This is a genomic window from Streptococcus suis, from assembly GCA_002831545.1.
Lineage (GTDB): Bacteria > Bacillota > Bacilli > Lactobacillales > Streptococcaceae > Streptococcus > Streptococcus suis_P.
Genome location: CP025095.1, coordinates 283,078 through 301,688, shown reverse-complemented (window position 1 = coordinate 301,688; position 18,611 = coordinate 283,078). Strand labels below are relative to the sequence as shown.

The 18,611-nt window shown below is 43.6% G+C and carries 16 protein-coding genes, 3 pseudogenes and 1 riboswitch; of the genes and pseudogenes, 9 read left to right on the top strand and 10 right to left on the bottom strand.

Annotated elements, in window-relative coordinates:
* Positions 1–38 precede the first annotated feature (38 nt).
* The 3 genes from CWM22_01575 to CWM22_01565 are packed head-to-tail and all read left to right on the top strand — an operon-like array spanning position 39 to position 2,162.
* The gene (locus tag CWM22_01575; GenBank protein ID AUC90704.1) at positions 39–365 is read left to right on the top strand and encodes a PadR family transcriptional regulator; all 327 of its coding nucleotides are present in this window, start codon (positions 39–41) and stop codon (positions 363–365) included.
* Entirely contained in the window at positions 352–1,107 is a 756-nt protein-coding gene (locus CWM22_01570; GenBank protein AUC90703.1) for a DUF1700 domain-containing protein, read from the top strand. Before CWM22_01575 ends, CWM22_01570 begins: the two co-directional genes overlap by 14 nt.
* Positions 1,104–2,162 (top strand): hypothetical protein, encoded by a 1,059-nt coding sequence (locus CWM22_01565; protein AUC90702.1) that lies wholly within the window; start codon positions 1,104–1,106, stop codon positions 2,160–2,162. Before CWM22_01570 ends, CWM22_01565 begins: the two co-directional genes overlap by 4 nt.
* Before the next feature lie 42 nt (positions 2,163–2,204).
* On the opposite strand, the gene CWM22_01560 is transcribed toward CWM22_01565, so the two are convergent.
* The 3 genes and pseudogenes from CWM22_01560 to CWM22_01550 all read right to left on the bottom strand — a co-directional run bounded on the left by CWM22_01560 (position 2,205) and on the right by CWM22_01550 (position 6,887).
* Positions 2,205–3,413 (bottom strand): ABC transporter permease, encoded by a 1,209-nt coding sequence (locus CWM22_01560; GenBank protein AUC90701.1) that lies wholly within the window; start codon positions 3,411–3,413, stop codon positions 2,205–2,207.
* A pseudogene (locus CWM22_01555) lies at positions 3,410–4,303 on the bottom strand (sodium ABC transporter ATP-binding protein). Before CWM22_01555 ends, CWM22_01560 begins: the two are co-directional and overlap by 4 nt.
* Before the next feature lie 124 nt (positions 4,304–4,427).
* On the bottom strand, positions 4,428–6,887 hold the full coding sequence (locus tag CWM22_01550) for a YhgE/Pip domain-containing protein (protein AUC90700.1): 2,460 nt from the start codon (positions 6,885–6,887) through the stop codon (positions 4,428–4,430).
* Positions 6,888–7,012: 125 nt separating this feature from the next.
* On the opposite strand from CWM22_01550, the gene CWM22_01545 reads away from it, so the two are divergent.
* The 5 genes from CWM22_01545 to CWM22_01525 all read left to right on the top strand — a co-directional run bounded on the left by CWM22_01545 (position 7,013) and on the right by CWM22_01525 (position 10,391).
* On the top strand, positions 7,013–7,546 hold the full coding sequence (locus CWM22_01545) for a TetR/AcrR family transcriptional regulator (protein AUC90699.1): 534 nt from the start codon (positions 7,013–7,015) through the stop codon (positions 7,544–7,546).
* Positions 7,547–7,629: 83 nt separating this feature from the next.
* A complete protein-coding gene (locus CWM22_01540) occupies positions 7,630–8,613 on the top strand; it encodes an ABC transporter ATP-binding protein (protein AUC90698.1) in 984 nt (327 codons plus the stop codon).
* Entirely contained in the window at positions 8,606–9,385 is a 780-nt protein-coding gene (locus CWM22_01535) for a hypothetical protein (protein ID AUC90697.1), read from the top strand. The genes CWM22_01540 and CWM22_01535 overlap by 8 nt, the downstream gene beginning before the upstream one ends.
* Position 9,386: 1 nt before the next feature.
* A complete protein-coding gene (locus CWM22_01530) occupies positions 9,387–10,169 on the top strand; it encodes a hypothetical protein (GenBank protein ID AUC90696.1) in 783 nt (260 codons plus the stop codon).
* Between the two features lie 12 nt (positions 10,170–10,181).
* On the top strand, positions 10,182–10,391 hold the full coding sequence (locus tag CWM22_01525; protein ID AUC90695.1) for a hypothetical protein: 210 nt from the start codon (positions 10,182–10,184) through the stop codon (positions 10,389–10,391).
* On the opposite strand, the gene CWM22_01520 is transcribed toward CWM22_01525, so the two are convergent.
* The 3 genes and pseudogenes from CWM22_01520 to CWM22_01510 form a co-directional block, all read right to left on the bottom strand.
* Entirely contained in the window at positions 10,358–11,191 is an 834-nt protein-coding gene (locus CWM22_01520) for an HAD family hydrolase (protein ID AUC90694.1), read from the bottom strand. The two genes, CWM22_01525 and CWM22_01520, sit on opposite strands and share 34 nt — an antisense overlap.
* A gap of 11 nt (positions 11,192–11,202) precedes the next feature.
* Positions 11,203–12,436, bottom strand: a pseudogene (locus tag CWM22_01515) (metallophosphatase).
* Between the two features lie 332 nt (positions 12,437–12,768).
* Positions 12,769–13,707 carry a dihydroorotate oxidase gene (locus CWM22_01510; GenBank protein ID AUC90693.1) on the bottom strand — a complete coding sequence of 313 codons (939 nt, stop codon included), beginning with the start codon at positions 13,705–13,707 and terminating at the stop codon, positions 12,769–12,771.
* A gap of 222 nt (positions 13,708–13,929) precedes the next feature.
* Here CWM22_01510 and CWM22_01505 point away from each other — a divergent pair, with 222 nt between their 5' ends.
* Entirely contained in the window at positions 13,930–15,276 is a 1,347-nt protein-coding gene (locus CWM22_01505; protein ID AUC90692.1) for an NADP-specific glutamate dehydrogenase, read from the top strand.
* Between the two features lie 16 nt (positions 15,277–15,292).
* Here CWM22_01505 and CWM22_01500 read toward each other — a convergent pair.
* The 4 genes and pseudogenes from CWM22_01500 to CWM22_01485 all read right to left on the bottom strand — a co-directional run bounded on the left by CWM22_01500 (position 15,293) and on the right by CWM22_01485 (position 18,352).
* Positions 15,293–15,457: pseudogene (locus tag CWM22_01500) on the bottom strand (hypothetical protein).
* A gap of 53 nt (positions 15,458–15,510) precedes the next feature.
* A complete protein-coding gene (locus tag CWM22_01495; GenBank protein ID AUC92822.1) occupies positions 15,511–16,038 on the bottom strand; it encodes a DUF4352 domain-containing protein in 528 nt (175 codons plus the stop codon).
* Between the two features lie 67 nt (positions 16,039–16,105).
* The gene (locus tag CWM22_01490) at positions 16,106–16,954 is read right to left on the bottom strand and encodes a mechanosensitive ion channel family protein (protein ID AUC90691.1); all 849 of its coding nucleotides are present in this window, start codon (positions 16,952–16,954) and stop codon (positions 16,106–16,108) included.
* A gap of 63 nt (positions 16,955–17,017) precedes the next feature.
* On the bottom strand, positions 17,018–18,352 hold the full coding sequence (locus tag CWM22_01485) for a sodium:alanine symporter family protein (GenBank protein AUC90690.1): 1,335 nt from the start codon (positions 18,350–18,352) through the stop codon (positions 17,018–17,020).
* 105 nt (positions 18,353–18,457) lie between these two features.
* Positions 18,458–18,562: riboswitch (glycine riboswitch) on the bottom strand.
* Positions 18,563–18,611 lie beyond the last annotated feature (49 nt).

Below are 18,611 nucleotides of genomic sequence, written 5' to 3'. Positions count from 1 at the left end.
AACCGAACCCAACTAACAACAAAGGAAAGGAGCGTCCTATGCATTTTCCAGTCCCCGCAGTGCTGACAGAATTTCTCATCATGGCTATTTTGGAATCCGATGATTCTTATGGCTATGAAATCTGTCAGACCATTAAATTAATTGCCAACATCAAGGAGTCCGCCCTCTATCCCATCCTAAAACGATTGGAGCAAAATGACTTTTTGACTACTTATTCCCAAGAATATCAGGGTCGTATGCGCAAGTATTATAGCCTAACTCAGTTAGGTCACGAAGAATTGGTCCGACTCAAAGATGACTGGGATACCTATACAAACACGATAAACGGCATCATAGAAGGGAGCGTCCGCCATGACAAGAACTGAATACATGGAGCAGTTAGAAAAACATCTCAAAAAACTGCCCCACAAAGAATACTTTGAAGCCATCAGCTTCTTTAATGAGTATTTTGACGAGGCTGGACCAGAGCATGAAACAGAAATTATAGAAGAACTTGGTTCACCAAAAGAAGCTGCCAGCGAACTCATTAACAACATGCTCAACAAGCAAATCCAGGAGGAGAAGGATCAACAAGAACCTGTTCAACTCAACTGGAAACTCTGGGTTGGTCTGGGAGCCTTAAGTATGACAGGTCTCTTCTCTTTCTTCCTACTCTTTATCATGGGAGAGTTTATCGGAGTCATTCCTCTGTTTGCGACTCTTATCCTCGGCGCCTTTTTCCTCGGTCGCTACTTCCGTAATTTTAGCCAAACAAAACGAACGCTATGGTTGGCTATCCTAGCTGTCATTTCCCTGCCTATCGCCATTCCACTTTTGCTCATTCTCCTAGCTAGTCTATTGGGATTGGTGGCGCTCATCTTGGCCCTCATTGTCGGTGCCTTTGTTTTGGGTGTCGGACTTCTCACCAGCGGTGGCTATCTGATTTGGGAAGCCTTTAGCCTTATGTCAGAAGGTTTCAATATCTTCCTCATGGGGTTTGGCTCAGGTTTGTCTTTGATTGGCGGAGCTATTCTCATCTACATCTTGACTGGATTTTTTGCCTACTGGTCTTGGCGACTGGTCAAGGCTTGCTTCAAATGGATCTTGAAACGAGGTAAACGAGCATGAAAAAGAAACTTACCATCGCCATTATTATCGGCTTTGTCAGCCTGATTGCAGGCTTAATTCTAGCTGGAATTGGATTTTTTACAGGAGGTATAACCCGCTTAGAAGAGGTTGCTGCTCCAACGGAAGTCCATAAGACCTTCACAGATTTGAATACCATTAAAATTGATTTTATTCCCCACAGCGTCTACATCAAGGAGTCTAGCGATAGCAACTACCATGTGACCTATGCCAACTCCGACAACAATATCCAAACCCCTCTAAAACTCAGTGAGAAAGACGGCGTCTTAACCCTCTCTACACAAGAACTAGAATTTGCCATTGAGGGAATCATGCAGTATCTGGGAGAAAGCTTGGCCCAACGTCGTATCAATGTCTTCTCCGTCACCATTGAAGTGCCTAAAGGGAAGACACTGGATAAATTAGAGGGACACAATCTCCACTTCTATGATTTTGGCGGTTTCACGATTGAGAATATCCATATCAAAGAGGCAAATCTGTCTGGTGGTGTCACTCTTGACAAGGTGACTATTGACAGCGGTCAGATTGAAGCAGGCTACTTCCAGGTGACCCAGTCCACACTAAAAGATATGCAAGTTAACCTCCAGGGAAGCAGCGTCCGCCTATCTGAAACTAGCTTGGAAGCAGTAACCATTGAGGGCTATAGTCAACTGGATAGCAGACAACTAACTCTTCTTGGCGATAATCGCTTCACTCCGTCCGACAGCTATTCTTCTACAACATTTTTGGATTTGACGAACAAGACTCTGGCAGATAGTAACTTGTTCATCACCAATCAGATTGACAAGAAAAAATTGGCAGAAGCCCAAGGTTACTACTATGAAGATGGGGATGATTTGAGAGAGATGTTCAACCAAGACCCTTACTTAAAAGAGCGACTAGGGGAAATCGGTATTTTCACTAGCGATAAGTACACAAAATACCCTGTCAAGACAGAAAACGATCTACAGACCCTAACCCTAGAAAACAAGAGTAGCAAGAACAAACTGACCATTGAAGCCACCAATGCCACAATCAATCTAGGGACACCTAAATAAGAATGATAAAACCAGCTTAGTTTCCTAGGCTGGTTTCTTCATTTATTTACTAGATAGACCTTTTTTCAAGCTTTTCCAAAGACCGATATCATCTGTTTGCAGAATCAAGCCCGCATAGGATTTTCCGATAAAGTAGATCGCTGCTACTGTGCTGGCAATGAGGATAAGGAGGGAAAGCCCTGCTTCCAGACCATTTGCCCAGCCGTTGATGATACGAATTGGCATGAAGAAGGTCGATAACAGTGGCACATAGGAGCCGATTTTGAGTAAGATAGACTCCTGAGCCTGCTGACCCAAGGTCATTGCCCCGATAAAGCCAATAATAATAGGGTACATGACTGGCTGGACGGCCTTATTGACATCTTCCTGACGGACCACCAAGGAGCCACAGAGGGCCGCAATGACAACAATCAGGACCAGACCAAAGAGGGAGAAAAAGAGAATAAACCAGTCAAATCCGCCCAAAACAGCCTGAGCAATGGGATTGTCCTGCATAGTGAGCAGGGCTAGACTGGCAAACTGGTAACTGCCCACACCGCCAAGAGCATAGATGCCCAAGTGAGTGGCAATGACCATGAAAATCCCTAGAATCCGGCCGTAGAAATAGGTCGAAGCCGGTACACTAGAGAAGATAACCTCCATAATCTTGGTCCCCTTCTCACTGGCCACTTCCTGAGCAGTTGTCGAAGCATAAATCATAGTCAGAACGTAGAGGAGGAAAATCAAGGCAAAGAAGAGAATAAATTTCCCAATCTTCTCATAGCCCTTGTTCTCAACCAACTGGACCTGATAAGCTGGGGTGCGAGCCAGTGTCGCCTCTTGCTGACTGGTCAGCTGGGCATCTTCCTTGTTCAACTGGTCCTGAAGCTCTGCCAGAGTCTGCTGGATAGCCGTTTCTGTTTCTATACTTGGCAGTTCATTTCCATGATAAACGGCTGAGAGCTGACCGTCGCTTACGGTTACGATCAAATAGCCCAACAAGTCCTCGTCCTCGAGAGCTTTTTTAGCTGCTTCTTCATCGGTGTAGTCTGAGGTTAGCCCGTCCAAGTCCTCAAAGGCCGACTGAACAGACGCCTCTTGACTAATCAGGGCAATCTCCTGACCACCTTGGTCCATGCTAGACCCCGTCAGATAACCGATTCCCAATGAAAAGAAAATCATAATAAAAGGAGCAAAGACCATAAAGACAAAGGACCAAGACTTGACCTGACGGAGATAGGTTTCCTTCGCAACTAGAAATAATGAGTTCATTCTGCCACCCCCGATTTGATTTTGAAGATTTCATCGATTGTCGGAGCTTGCTGGTCAAAGGTCGCCAGATAGCTTCCTCCGCTGATGAGCTGGAAGAGTTCTGGTCCAGCAGCTTCGTCGTCCAAGACCAACCGCCACTTGTCCTGATTGGTCATCTGAACAGACAGCACATGGGGCAGACCTTCCAGGCGTTCCCGTGCCACGTCGGACGAGATAAAGAGGCGGGTCCGACCAAACTGGCGACGGATTTCCTGAATGCCTCCGTTGAGCACCAGCTGTCCGTCCTGAATCATCAGCAGTTGATCGCACAGTTCCTCCACATTGGTCATAACGTGGTCAGAGAAAATCAAGGTCGCTCCCCGCTCCTTTTCCTCCAAAATCACACGCTTGAGCAAGGCCGTATTGACAGGATCCAGCCCAGAAAAAGGCTCGTCCAGGATAATCAGGTCTGGCTCATGAATCAGGGTGACAATCAACTGCACCTTCTGCTGATTCCCCTTGGACAGACTCTTGATCTTATCGGTCATCTTGCCCTTGACCTCAAGTTTTTTCATCCAGAGTGGCAGCTTTTCCGCCACCTCCTTGCTGGTCATCCCCTTAAGACTAGCCAGATACCGCACCTACTCAAAGACGCTGAGCTTGGGCATCAGACTTCGCTCTTCTGGCAGGTAGCCGATTTTTTGGAACAAAGCTGGTGTGACTGCCTGCTGGTCCAGGATAATCTCACCCTCGTATGTGACAAAGCGGAGTAAGGAATGGAAGAAGGTGGTTTTCCCTGCTCCATTTTTCCCGACTAGACCACAAATGGTTCCAGACGGAATAGTGAAGGAAATGTCCTTCAAGACTTCCTTGCTTCCGTAACTTTTGCACAAGTGACGAACTTCTAACATCTCAACCTCCTTAGAATTGATTGCTTTTATTGTACACCTTTTTGTTGTCATTGTAAATGATACATGTAAAAAAAAGCAAAAAATAACAGAACAGGAAACCTGCTCTGCTATTATCCAAAAGAAACTAGTCCTCTGTCGGTCGATACATCATGAGACCTAATCCCATAAAACCTACTAAGAAGAGGCTCAGCATCCAAACTTGATGACTACTATTTCCAACCATAGAAATGGTTTGACGAAGACCTGAAACAGAATAGGTCATTGGAAGATAAGGCTGAATGACTTGGAAGAAGCGTGGGCTAAGTTCGATTGGATAGGTACCTGCGCTTGATCCAAGCTGTAGTAACAAGAGAATTAAACTGGCGAAGGAGCCGAAACGATTGTTCCAGCCTACCAAGGCTGTAACGAGGGCCATGAAGGTCCATGAGGCTAAGAGGATTAATCCCAAGGTTGCCATTGGATGAGCCGGTTCGATTCCAATCAAGCGAAGAACACCGTACAGAATCACTGCTGCTAGGCTGGCAATGGTCCCATTGAGCAAGAGTTTTCCTTTGGCCCAGTCCCAACGATTTTTGTAGGAGCGATTATCAATGTGTTTGACAAAAATAACATTCGCTGATAAAGCTGCAACCATTAGGGCAACAGACACCATGTAAGGAGCCATTCCGACACCGTTGGTTTTCACATCATCTTGGTCACTGTGTTCCAAGGTGACTGGTTGAGAAACTGCTTGTGCATTTTTGTCTTCTACAGAGACGACTGATAGTTGTTGACTGGCTGAACTGAGTGAATTTGTTAATGTTTCACTACCTGTACGAAGACTGGAAATACCGCTTGTCAAGGTTTGACCACCACTAGCTAATTGATCCGCACCAGCAATCAATTGCTGACTACCAGAAGCCAGTTGTCCTGAACCGCTGACAAGTTGACTGGAGTTGGATGCCAAGGTTGCCAATCCTGATGTTAACTGGCTACCTCCTGATTGGATGCTACTATTATTCGCAACCAACTGAGCTCCGCCCTCTGCTAATTGGGCAACACCTGCGGTATAGGCAGTTACTCCCGACATGAGTTGACTTGCTCCATTTGATAATTGCGTCTGAAGTTGACTCACACCACTCGTCAAGGTTTGAGTTCCTGGTAGAACTTGTTGATTCAAGGCGGTGTTGACCTGACTCAAGCCACTTGATAGGTTTTCAATGGCTGTTGTAGCACCTGGCAATGCTTGATTGGCAGCCGTGTTGATCTGACCGACAGCTGATTGCAATTGACCTAATTGCGTTCCAAGACCAGAAAGACTTTGTAAGCTTGATAAGGCTTGACTCAGTTGAGATAATTGACCCAGAATCGTTTGGGCTACTGTCACTGTTGTCGAAGGTGAATTTTGAAGGGCACCAACCAATTCAGCTTGCTGATCAGCTGTCAAGTTTTGATAGGTAGCCGTTGCTTGCAAGGCTTCAATGCTGGCTGTTTTATCAGCTTGAGCTGCTGTCAACAAGCCTTGAGCCTGAGCCCCCATCTCCGTCAAGAGATTGGATAAACTGCTTGTATCTACTGTAAGTCCTCCGATACTTGATAGGCTATCGTTTAATTGGCTAATGGCTGCCTGCAACTGAGGAAGCCCTGTCAAGAGTGCTTGTATCTGATTAGACTGTTCAACAGACAAACTAGTTGAACTAGCGAGTTGTTCCAAGCCTGCCTGCAATTGATTGGCACCTGTTACCAGTTGTTCAACCTGGCTTGCTCCTGATTGCAATTGTCCCACCCCAGCGATGAGCTGAGATGAATTGGCATTTAATTGCTCCGCACCTGAGGCAAGACTAGCTACCCCATTTGTGTAGGTTGTTAAGCCACTGGACAGTGTTTGACTGCCTGTTGTAGCCTGATTAACTCCATCTGTATAAGACACAAGACCGGTGGCCAATTGGTTTGCTCCTGTCACGAGTGCTTGACCCGAAGTCGTTAAAGTAGTCAGTCCATTTGAAAGTGTTTGACTGCCTGATTCCAATTGACTAGCTCCATCTGTCAATTGTTGACTTCCATCTGCCGCCTCAACCATGCCGGTTTGAATTTCTCTCATACTATCAAAAACGGCAGTCGTGTAGGTTTTGGTAATTGTCTCTGAAACGGATGTCTTTAATTTCTCCATAGCTGATTCGCCCATCTTAGAAGCAACAAAGCTATGACCTTTGGAGGTTTGATAGGAAATCGTTAGTGGTTCAGGCTGATTCGTCAAGAGACTGGATGCTTTTTCTGATAAATCTTCTGGTAGAGTGATGACCATATAGTAGTCCCCTTCTTCCAAGCCTTTCTCCGCATCCTTTTCTGATACAAAGTGGAAATCCAGACTTTTGCTCTCTTTCATATTATCCACCATATCATCACCAATTGTGAGGGTTTTATCTTGAAAGCTCGCCGACTGGTCTTGATTGACAACTGCTACAGGAAGCTGGTCTAGTCGGCCGTAAGGGTCCCACATAGAGGTTAGGAAACTAATGTTATATAAGGCTGGGACACAGGCAATACCAATAATGGTAACCAAAGTCATTGGTTTTTTGAAAATATTCTTTACTTTTTGTAACATAAGCAACTCCTTTAGACATCGTGTCCAAAAACTGATAAAATACATTATACAAGTATCAATTTCAAAATCAAGTCATAAGAACTGTTTTTAGACACTGTGTCTAAAAATGTTCAAAAGGAGAAAATATGGGAACAGATAGTCGGAAAGAACGGACACGTCAGGCAATTTTAGAAGCTATGGTAACCTGCCTGGAATCACAAGGATTTAATGACATTACAACCACCCACCTAGCCCAGACTGCTGGTATCAGTCGTTCCAGTTTTTATACCCATTATAAGGATAAATATGAATTGATTGACTCCTATCAACAGGGACTTTTTCACAAATTAGAGGCTATATTTGACCGTTATGATGGCAATCGCCAATCACTTTTCTTAGAAATCTTTGACTTACTTTACCGCGAAAAATTACTTTCAGCCCTATTAACTCACAATGGCACACAAGAAATCCAAAATTTCTTGATTAACAAAGTCAGATTGCTGGTCGCAAATGATTTGGCTGAGCGTTTGGGGAAAGAAGATTTATCACCACTTGAAAAAGAATACCGTAGTATTTATTTTTCACATGCCTTCTTCGGTATCATGCAGGTATGGATAAAAAATGGGAAGCAAGAATCACCTCAATTCATGACGGATTTTCTAATCAAAATGTTACCGTAATCATTATTTTCTAGCTTCACAACTTAAGAATTATGGTATAATAGCTATATCGTGCAAACGTTTTCTTAAAAGGAGATAATGTAATGATTCAGGCAGAACATCTATCAAAAACCTATTCTATTATCGATAAGGAAGTGGGGCTCAAAGGCTCGATAAAGGCCTTTTTCAAACCCAAGAAAAAGAAAATCCCAGCCGTCCAAGATATTTCCTTACAGGTGAGAAAAGGAGAAATCATCGGCTATATCGGCTCCAACGGCTCTGGTAAATCCACCACCATCAAAATGCTGACCGGCGTCCTCTTCCCAGACCAAGGCTCAGTCCGAATCAACGGACTCAATCCGCAAGAAAATCGTAAGGCTGTCAATAAGCAAATCGGCGTTCTCTTTGGACAAAAATCTCACTTGGATTGGAACTTGCCTGTACTGGAATCTTTTATCCTCCACGCAAAAATTTATGATGTCCCAGACAAGGTATTCAAAGAGCGATTGGCTGTCTTGATTGACCTATTGGACTTGGCTGATATTATGAAGCAACCAATCCGTAATCTGTCACTCGGCCAACGGGTTCGCTGTGAATTTGCGGCTATCTTTATCCACCAGCCTGCCGTTGTCTTTTTGGACGAGCCGACCATTGGCTTGGATGCCAGCGTCAAGGAGACCATTCGCTCCTTCATTCGCTATATGAACCAGCAATCCCAGACCACTTTTTTGATTACTTCCCATGATATGAAGGACATCGAGAGCCTCTGTGAGCGGATTTTTATCATTGATAAGGGCAAGAAGGTCTACGATGGTTCACTGACCGTCCTAAAAGAACGCTTTTCTACAGTCAAAACCATTCTATTTTCCACAGAAAAGCCGATTGAAAAAGACTTGCAACTAGAAGGCTGGGAATTTGAACGAATAGATGACTTTCACTTTGAAATCCACTACCAAAGTAAGTTTTGGACCAGTGCCCAGGTGATTGAGCAAATCTTTAATCATTATTCGATTGAGGATGTCACCATGAAGGAACTGGAAATCGAAACCATGGTCCGCCAGATTTATGAGGAGGGTATCCATGCGTAAATATCTCTACATGACCCGCCTGACCATGATGAATGCTATGCAGTATAAGGCTTTCTTTCTAGCGACTTTCGTTTCACTGGCAGTGAAGATTTTAGTAGCTCTCTATGTCTGGAAAACCATTTTCTTCACTCAACCAGAAGTCAACGGCTTTACCCTCCAAACCTTTACTACATATATCATCTTTGCTAATCTACTAGCCAGTTTAAATTCTTTCTCACTCGGAGAAGATTTGTCCTACAGCATTTTAAAAGGAAGCATTGCTGGAGAATTTCTCAGACCCTATTCCTTTATCCTAGCCCTCTTTTTCAAAGACCTTGGAAATAAGCTCTTGGAGCTGATAAAATTTGCCATCGTATTTATCGGTATCTTACTTGTTCATCAGGATTTTTATCTACCTGACGGAAAAACTATTTTACTCTTTCTAGTCAGCTCCATCCTCGGGATGTTTATCGTTCAATTGCTGGATATGGCTTTCGGCTTCTTAGCATTTTTTACGGTCAATGCCTGGGGAGTCATGCTCCTACGGATGGGGCTTTTCAATCTGGCTTCTGGAGCACTCTTGCCACTCAGTTTTTATCCACAGTCTGTGGAAAACTTTTTAAAACTCCTTCCCTATAATTATGCGGTTAACGTTCCTGTTTCCATTTTATTAGGACAGGAAAGCGATCTAAGGGCTTTGGGCTTGCAAGTTCTCTGGATACCATTCCTCGCTCTCTTCATCGCTGCTCTTTGGTCTCAGGCTAAGCGCCGTATTGTCATTTTTGGAGGTTAACATGAAGAAATATATCAGCCTCTATCTATATAACATCAAGGTCTACATGATGGCCCAGATGTCCTTTCGGGTGGACTTCTTCATCGGGCTTTTCTCCTCGTTGATTGAACAAATTGTCTACCTGATTTTCCTCAACATCCTCTTTGGAAATATCAAGGAAATCGCTGGTTTCAACTACGGTCAAATGCTTTTCATCTATGGAATAGCTACCGTCGGACGCTCCATTCACTTGATTTTCTTTGACAATCTCTGGATGTTTGGCAGTCGCTACATCCGACAAGGCGAATTTGAACGCCTCCTCCTCATGCCTGTGAACCCACTTTTTCAACTTATCTGTGAACGAATCCAGCCACAAGGAATCGGAACAACCCTCATCGGTACGATTGCACTAGTCCAGGCTTCAAATGAGCTAGGCATGGAATGGAATCTTGGAAAACTAGCCTTACTCATCTTTATTGCCATTTGTATCGGCCTACTCTATGCAGCCATTCAACTCGGTCCAACTGCTCTAGCCTTTTGGATTGTGGAATCATTTCCTTTGACTATGGGAATTTTTGCCCTCAATCAGATGGCTCAATACCCACTCAATATCTATCCAAAAATCATTCAAATCCTGCTGATTTTTGTTTTCCCTTATGCTTTTACAGCCTATTTCCCAGCCCTCTACTTCTTAGACCTGTCTATGTGGGGACTGGCTCTGCCACTGGTTGTCCTGGTCCTATTTACCATTAATTACAAACTCTTCCGCTATGGTATGACCAAGTTCACCAGCGTTGGAAATTAAAAAAAGCTGGGAGTGGGAAAGAACTCAACCAGTCTAAAAAGAGTTCGTCTTCCCACCCCCGCACAGTTGATTAGGTCAGATTTGGAGTGTAAAACACGAACAAATCTGCCAATCAACCACTGCGCTGAGATGTTGACACGAACTCTGAGAAGAGGTGCTGGGCTTTCTGCCCAGCCTCAGCTTTTTCTTTATCGCTGTAAAACATGTTCTTCAATGACCTGAAGCACACCAGCTTCCAAATGGCTTGGAGCCATGTATTTGGCAACCACCTTGACCTTGTCTGTCGCATTTTCCATGGCATAGGAATACCCAACGTAGGACAATAACTCAATATCATTGTCTGAATCACCGAAGGCCATTACCTGTTCAGGTTTGATACCCAGTTTGGTCAAAACCTGTCCCAAGCCCCATGCCTTATGGATACCTTCTGGCAATATATCAATGGAGCCATAGCCACTTGTCACTGCAGTGAGACGACCTTGAAAAGCCTGGTTAAAGGCTTCCGTTATCGATTCTACACGTGCCTCAGGAACCCAGAGACCAACCTTGTATATTGACTCTGAAACTGGATAGACACTGAGGTCATCAAGATAGGATACCCGACTTTGAAAAGCCGCCATTTGTGCAGGTTCAATCGGTAAATCCGTCCCTGCAAATGGCACACCTGCCCCAGCCTGCATATAAATATTTCCATCGTTCGACAACATCAGACATACATCCGCCCAACGGCCTTTGAAAAAATGCAGTATTGCTTCGACTTCCACTTGCTGAATAGCCCGACGAATTACTGTCTTGCCATTTTGATACACATGGGCTCCATTATCCGCTACAAAGATTAATCTATCTTCAAATCCTTGGCATAATTGTAGTAATCGCCCAATTCCATTACCACTAGCGATAACAAAAGGAATATGTTTCTCTTCTAGCTTCTCCAGGACCTTCGAAAATCGCTCTCTATCAAAACTCCCCTGACCATCTAAAAAGGTCCCATCCATGTCTGTTGCAATTAATCGAACTGTCATCTTCTCTCTCCTCACCATACCAAATTGACAAAGTCTTTCATTTCTTGATAGGCTGCATCCACACGCGCCTGTATTTCTTCATCTAGCTGCCCATAATATTGACCACCAGCGACCCAGTCTTCCAATACATAGGTCTGATAGCTAAAACGCTCATATCCATCTTGTGAATACGTTCCCTGAGAGATACGATTCACCCAGGTTGGATGGGCTTGAGCAGTTTGAATACTTGTCTGCCCATTCTCTTTTTGAATCCTTATATCCATCAAGACACCCCGCTCGGTCCATTGGGAATTTGGTGTATCATCCATGCTCTCAATACGCTGATTGGACAGGAAATTCCCCATCGAATAGATAATCAATTTTCTCTGGCCATCTTTTTCAATAATCTCTGCGGGCTCGACTACATGCGGATGCCCACCAAGAACGATGTCTGCTCCCCAATCAATCATTTGATGGTACAAACTGGTCTGTTCCTCCGTAGGCTCCAACTGGTATTCCACACCCGTCTGAGGCATGACGATGGTAATATCCGCCTCTTTCTCAGCTCGCTCAATCTCTGCCCGCATCTTTTCTTTATCAAAATCCGATAAATAGGCATCATATTCCTCCTGACTCAGCAAAGCCTCCATCCCATTGAAACCGTAAGCATAGGCTAGGACAGCTATACGGATACCATTGACTTCCCGAATGTAGAGTGGTGCAGTTGCCCGATTGCCTTCGGCGTAGACACCGACTGTATCCACACCTGCATCTCTAAATGTATTGACAGTGGAAATTAGCCCTGATAGATGTGAATCCAAAATATGATTGTGGGGCTAAGTCCACCAAATCGTAGCCTGCATCATGGATATTGTTGGCGACAATGGCAGGCGCATTAAAAAGTGGGTAACCTGCTAATTCGACATCTGGGGAAATGGTCCCTTCAAAGTCTGCGATAGCGAAATCAGCCTGTTCTATCCAGGGCTTTACGTAGGTAAAATTCTCAGAAAAATCGTAACTTCCATCTGGCTGTTCTGCTCCTCGAAGAATAGGCAAGTGATAGAGTAAATCCCCATGAGCCATGATGCGAACAGAATTATCTGAGCGCATTGATTCTGATGCCTGATTCAGCCTAGGAACTAGGTGCTCGCTTACAATAATAATCGCCAAGATAATAGTCGCTAAGCCACAAATAAAAAACAAATGCATCTTTGTCCGATAGGACGCATATCGTTTTCTGCGAATATAGTTCGCCCTTTTCTCCATACCTATCCCCTCATACTCCCTACTTAAGAACCTTTGTTCAAAATACAGTCAGTAGTCCCTCAAAAAACTATTTCTTCCATAAAAGTACATCACTTATAAATAGAGGTTCTAATATTAGTATACGACATTTTTGCTAAAAAATCTAAATAAAATCAGAATTCCATCTCACAAATATATGTTTCTGACTATGTATTCCATTCCTCAAACGATTATCAGACCGATCTTCACAGACCATTTAAAAAGAGCTAACATTATCCTCTCGCGACTCTCTAAAAGACTATCTGGGAGAACAGTACAATGTTAGCTTCTTTTTATGTCTTCAACAGATGATCTCAGTCATCTAAGTGCTGTAGCTTGCCACGAAAATCTTCAATGATCTCGTAGCCTTTTTCAGCCATGATGGCCTGCAATTCAGCCGTAATGCGTTCAAAGGCTGCCACACCTTCCTTTTGCAGGGTTGTTCCAACTTGAACCATGCTGGCTCCACAGAGAATGTGTTCGAAGGCATCACGACCGGTCAAAATGCCACCTGTTCCGACAATCTGAATTTCAGGATTCAAGCGTTGGTAGAAGGCATGGACATTTGCCAAAGCTGTCGGTTTGATATATTCACCGCCTATACCCCCAAAACCATTTTTAGGCTTAATGACCACCTGCTCGTCTTCAATATATAGACCATTTCCAATAGAGTTGACACAGTTGACAAACTTGAGCGGGAATTGATTGAAGATGGCGGCTGCCTGGTCAAAATGCACAATATCGAAATAAGGTGGTAACTTAATACCGAGTGGTTTGGTAAAGTAAGTGAAGACTTCCTGCAAGATGGTTTCTGTCGTTTCAAAATCATAGGCAATCTGCGGTTTTCCAGGGACATTGGGACAAGAAAGATTTAACTCTGTCAACCCCTTAAAATCACTGGCTTCTACAGTTCTCAAAATCTCGTGAGTTTCATCAGGCGACATTCCAACTAAAGATAAAACAAATGTGCGTTCTGGCTCCGTTTCCTGCAATTCTAGTAGATAATCCAAATAGTAAGCCAAGCCCTGATTTGGCAAGCCCATCGAATTGATAGAACCAAGCGGAACATTCTGATAACGTGGTTCTGGATTACCCGCTCGGTAGTCCAAGGTTGCTGTTTTTGTTACAAAAGTACCCGCCTTCGAGTTCTTAACCGCATCCAATTCTTCCTTGGTCATGCACCAAACCCCTGCCGCATTCATCAAACAATTATCAAAGGTAAATCCACCGAGTGTCGTTGCTGTTGAAACCATATTATCCTCCATATAGGTCATTCTTTCTTGATTATATCATAAGAAACAAACGGATTTTCTTCATTTACTACTAACGTTCGGATTTTCTAATAAAAATTTATTAATTTTTTTAAAATTCTTACATTTTCTTCTTTACATTTAAAAATCATGGTGCTATAATAATTATCAGATAAATTAAATTGTCAGACAATTTAATAAATAAAAAAGAAATCAGGTGACCCTATGTCAAATGCCAAAGCTTACATCCAAGCTTCTTTTGAAGCAGTCAAAGCCCGCAACCCACATGAAACAGAATTCCTCCAAGCTGTAGAAGAGCTCTTCTCTACCCTTGAGCCTGTTTTTGAAGCTCACCCAGAGTACATCGAAGAAAACATCCTAGCTCGTATCGTTGAGCCAGAACGTGTGATTAGCTTCCGTGTGCCATGGACAGACAAGGATGGAAACGTACAAGTTAACCGTGGCTACCGCGTCCAGTTCAACTCAGCTGTGGGTCCTTACAAAGGCGGTCTTCGCTTCCACCCAACTGTTAACCAATCCATCTTGAAGTTCCTTGGTTTTGAGCAAATCTTCAAAAACGTCTTAACTGGTCTGCCAATCGGTGGCGGTAAAGGTGGATCTGACTTCGATCCGAAAGGCAAAACAGACGCTGAAATCATGCGTTTCTGCCAAAGCTTCATGACTGAATTGCAAAAACACATCGGACCTTCACTTGACGTCCCTGCTGGTGACATCGGTGTCGGTGGTCGTGAGATTGGTTACATGTACGGTCAATACAAACGCCTCCGCCAGTTTGATGCTGGTGTCTTGACTGGTAAACCTCTTGGCTTCGGTGGTTCATTGATCCGCCCAGAAGCAACTGGTTACGGTTTGGTTTACTTCACTGATAACATGTTGGCAGCAAACGGTAAATCCTTCAAAGACCAAACTGTCCTTATCTCTGGTTCTGGTAACGTTGCCCAATATGCTGTTCAAAAAGCGACTGAACTTGGTGCAAAAGTTATTTCTGTTTCAGACTCAAATGGTTACATCATTGACGAAACTGGTATCGACTTCGACCTCTTGGTGGACATCAAAGAAAAACGCCGTGCTCGTTTGACAGAATACGCTGCAGAAAAAGCAACTGCTAAGTACTTCGAAGGTTCTGTATGGAACTACGATGGCAAGGCTGACATTGCCCTTCCATGTGCGACTCAAAACGAAATCAACGGCGAGCAAGCTACTGCCCTTGTGAAAAACGGTGTATACTGTGTGGCTGAAGGTGCCAACATGCCATCTGACCTTGATGCTATCAAAGTTTATAAAGAAAACGGCGTTCTTTACGGTCTTGCAAAAGCTGCCAATGCTGGTGGTGTAGCCGTATCTGCCCTTGAAATGAGCCAAAACAGCCTCCGTCTTTCATGGACTCGTGAAGAAGTAGACGGCCGTCTTAAAGACATCATGGCAAATATCTTCAACACAGCCAAAGAAACTGCTGAAAAATACGACCTTGGTACAGACTACCTTGCAGGCGCTAACATCGCAGCCTTTGAACAAATTGCGGATAGCATGATTGCCCAAGGTTTGGTATAAGCTTACTTTTAGTTTACTAAACTATAATAAAAATGTCCCCAAAATTGACGTGCCAATTTTGGGGGTATTTTTCATTAAAAGAAGAGGAGAACAGTGGATAAACATGTTCTCCTTTTTAAAATGTAAAAATAACAGATAAATCGGATATAGTACAATTACCAAGCCGAACAATCTGAACCAAGGGGCGTTGTAAACCCGTAAATTGTGCAGTATTTAAAACTTTTTCTACAGCAATTAGATACTTTCTGCGACTAATTCCGTCCACATGGCATCTTCGTAGGTAAAACCAAAGTTTGTTTCATTATCTATACCGTAGATAAGTTTTACTTGTACTTTCTCTCCTGGCTTCAGCTTTTCAACTAGATTCACATCGTAGGTCCGTAAATCCAGAGTAAAGGGAATCTGACTAACGGGATCCATGAGACTGAAATAGTATTCATCAAAATAAAGTTCTTCTGCGGTCGAATTTTCAACTTCCATTTCAACAACATAAGCTGTGCTATAGTAGCTATCTACTAGTTCTACGCTATCGTCTTTGCCCATAGACGTTACTGTCACATGAAGACCATCTGAAAAATCAACAGCATCTCCCACTTGATATTCTGTGTAGGTCTTCGTATCATCGAAATAACCCTCTGAATCCCAAGAATCACTTGTACCTGACAAGCTTAAACCGATCATAAAAATAAAACAGGTTACTCCTAGGATGAAAGAAAGGACTGCACCAGCAATGGTTGTCCAAAAGAGAGGCTGTTTGTGCAAGGGTTTCTTCTTATAATACATCTGCCCATTTTCAACGACAAAATCTTTTGTTTGCATCATAAACTCCTTATTTTAAAACAGTTGGCCCACTTGAAGGTAAATCTATTCCTGCTTGACGCAGGGCATCTTGATAAAAACCAAAGAATTGATGATAGATCTTGTTCTGTTGACCGTTGGCTACGAAAAGATTAACACGAAATATGAACTGTCCCGAAATAGCGTTTTGGGGACCTAATACAGTCACTCCTGTAATCTGATCAAAGTTGCCAACTTCTCTACGGTTGACTTCCTCGATTACTCGACTAACCTGCTCCAAATCGGTGTTAAACTTAAGCGGAATATCGATTTGAGCACGCATGTCCCCTCTTGACTGATTGGACACCACTAGAATGTTGCGATTGGGAATAAAATGCAATGTCCCATCTGCATCACGTACTTGTGTTGTTCGGATTCCCATGCTAACGATGGTTCCTGAAATGGTAATAGGCCCGTTGGTTAACTTGACCACATCTCCAACGTCAAACTGTCGTTCAATTAAGATAAAGAATCCATTGACCAAGTCTGAGAGAAAACCTTGCGCTCCCAGACCAACAGCTACCCCAGCAATCCCGGCTCCTGCAAGAAGACTGGATACCGGTAAACCGAGGATACTCAAAATACAGTAGATAAGGATAAAGTAGAGTAGGTAATTTAGGATACTTTCCACCAGACGACTGATGGTCTTCTGGCGACCAATTTCCTGAGTGGATACCTTTAGGGAGGGAACTAAAACCTTTTTCACAGAAGATTTGGCTATCTTCTTGATAATGTAAAATGCAACAAAGAGTAAAACAAGCGATAAAACCTTATTTAGACCTGCTGTCACAATGGCCTCAATATTAAATTGAGACAAATACTTGGTAATAAAATCATTCATGAGATAATTATAGCAGAAAAAACTATAAAAACCTAAAAGACAGCCAAACGACTGTCTTTCATCTTATTTCTTTTTGGCAAAATACTGGCGTGTCTCCTTGATAATGATAGGAGAGAGAGCTAGTAAGGCGATCAAGTTTGGCAGGGCCATGAGGCCATTTACAATATCTGCGATGGTCCAAATCAAGTCCAGCTTGAGGAAGCCACCAAGGGCTACCATTGCCACAAATAACAGACGATAAGGCAAGATGGATTTGGTACCAAATAGAAACTCAATACAGCGTTCACCATAGTAAGACCATCCGAGAATAGTTGTAAAAGCAAAAAGTACCAAACTAATCGTCAAGGCAATAGATCCTGTATTGCCAAAAACTGTTGCAAAAGCTGCCTGAGTCAGAGGTGCACCAGCTAATCCTTCTGTCGTCCACTGATCCGTCACCAAAATCGAAAGCCCTGTCAGACTGCAGATAATCAGCGTGTCGATAAAGGTACCTGTCATGGAAATCAATCCCTGCTCCACAGGGTTATCCGACTTGGCTGCCGCAGCAGCAATAGGCGCCGAACCCAAACCAGATTCATTTGAGAAGACTCCGCGAGCAATTCCGCGTTGAATGGCTTCTTTTACCGTTGCCCCTACAAAACCACCCATCGCAGCTGCTGGAGTGAAGGCAGATTTGAAAACTAAGGCAAGGGTTGGCAAGAGTTGATCCCAATGCACGGCCAAGACAGTAATACTTGCTAAGATATACAAAATCGCCATGAAAGGAACAACTTTGGTCGAAACGTCAGAGATTTTTTCAATCCCTCCAAAGATAAAGAAAGCAATTAAAATGGCTGTTAATATGCTGATCAGTTGTGGAGCCAAGCCAAAACTCATCTCCAGTGAAGCTGTGATGGAATTTACCTGTGAGAAGGTCCCGATTCCCAAAAGAGCAACCAAAACACCTGAAATAGCAAAGAAGACTGCTAGAGGTTTCCATTTTTTGCCCATCCCCAAGGTGATATAGTGCATAGGCCCGCCTGCTGCTTGCCCATTAGCATCCTTGGTACGGTATTTAATGGCTAAAAACCCTTCCGCATACTTGGTTGCCATTCCGAAAAAGGCCGCAACCCACATCCAGAAAAGAGCCCCAGGACCACCTGTAGTAATAGCTGTCGCAACTCCGACAATATTTCCTGTACCAACTGTCGCTGCCAAAGCTGTACAAAGTGCCGCAAAGCTGGACACATCTCCCTGTCCAGACTGGTCACTGGAAAAAATCAGACGAAAAGCCGTCGGCAATTTGCCAATCTGAAATACTCCCAAACGAAGAGTGAGATAAACACCCGTTCCGACCAATAGTAACAAGAGGGGCGGTCCCCAAACAAGATTGTTGATAGCCTTAAATAGTTCTAACATAGTTCCTCCTAAGCGTTTCTAATCCGATAAAGCTGCCGGAAAAACAAAAAGAGGCTGAACACTTCAACCTCTAGAATCAACGTGAAAATATAGAAAAAGCCTATTTTTCAACGCTCTGTCCTTTTACCTGAGAGTTTCAGTAGGTCCACTTTTCCAAGCAGAACTACCTTGCCCCTTCGGTGCCAAAATGGTCTCTCCAGAGTTCCGTCCATTGAACAGTCAGTTTCCCTTCTACCCAATATCAACCGGTTATTCAGTT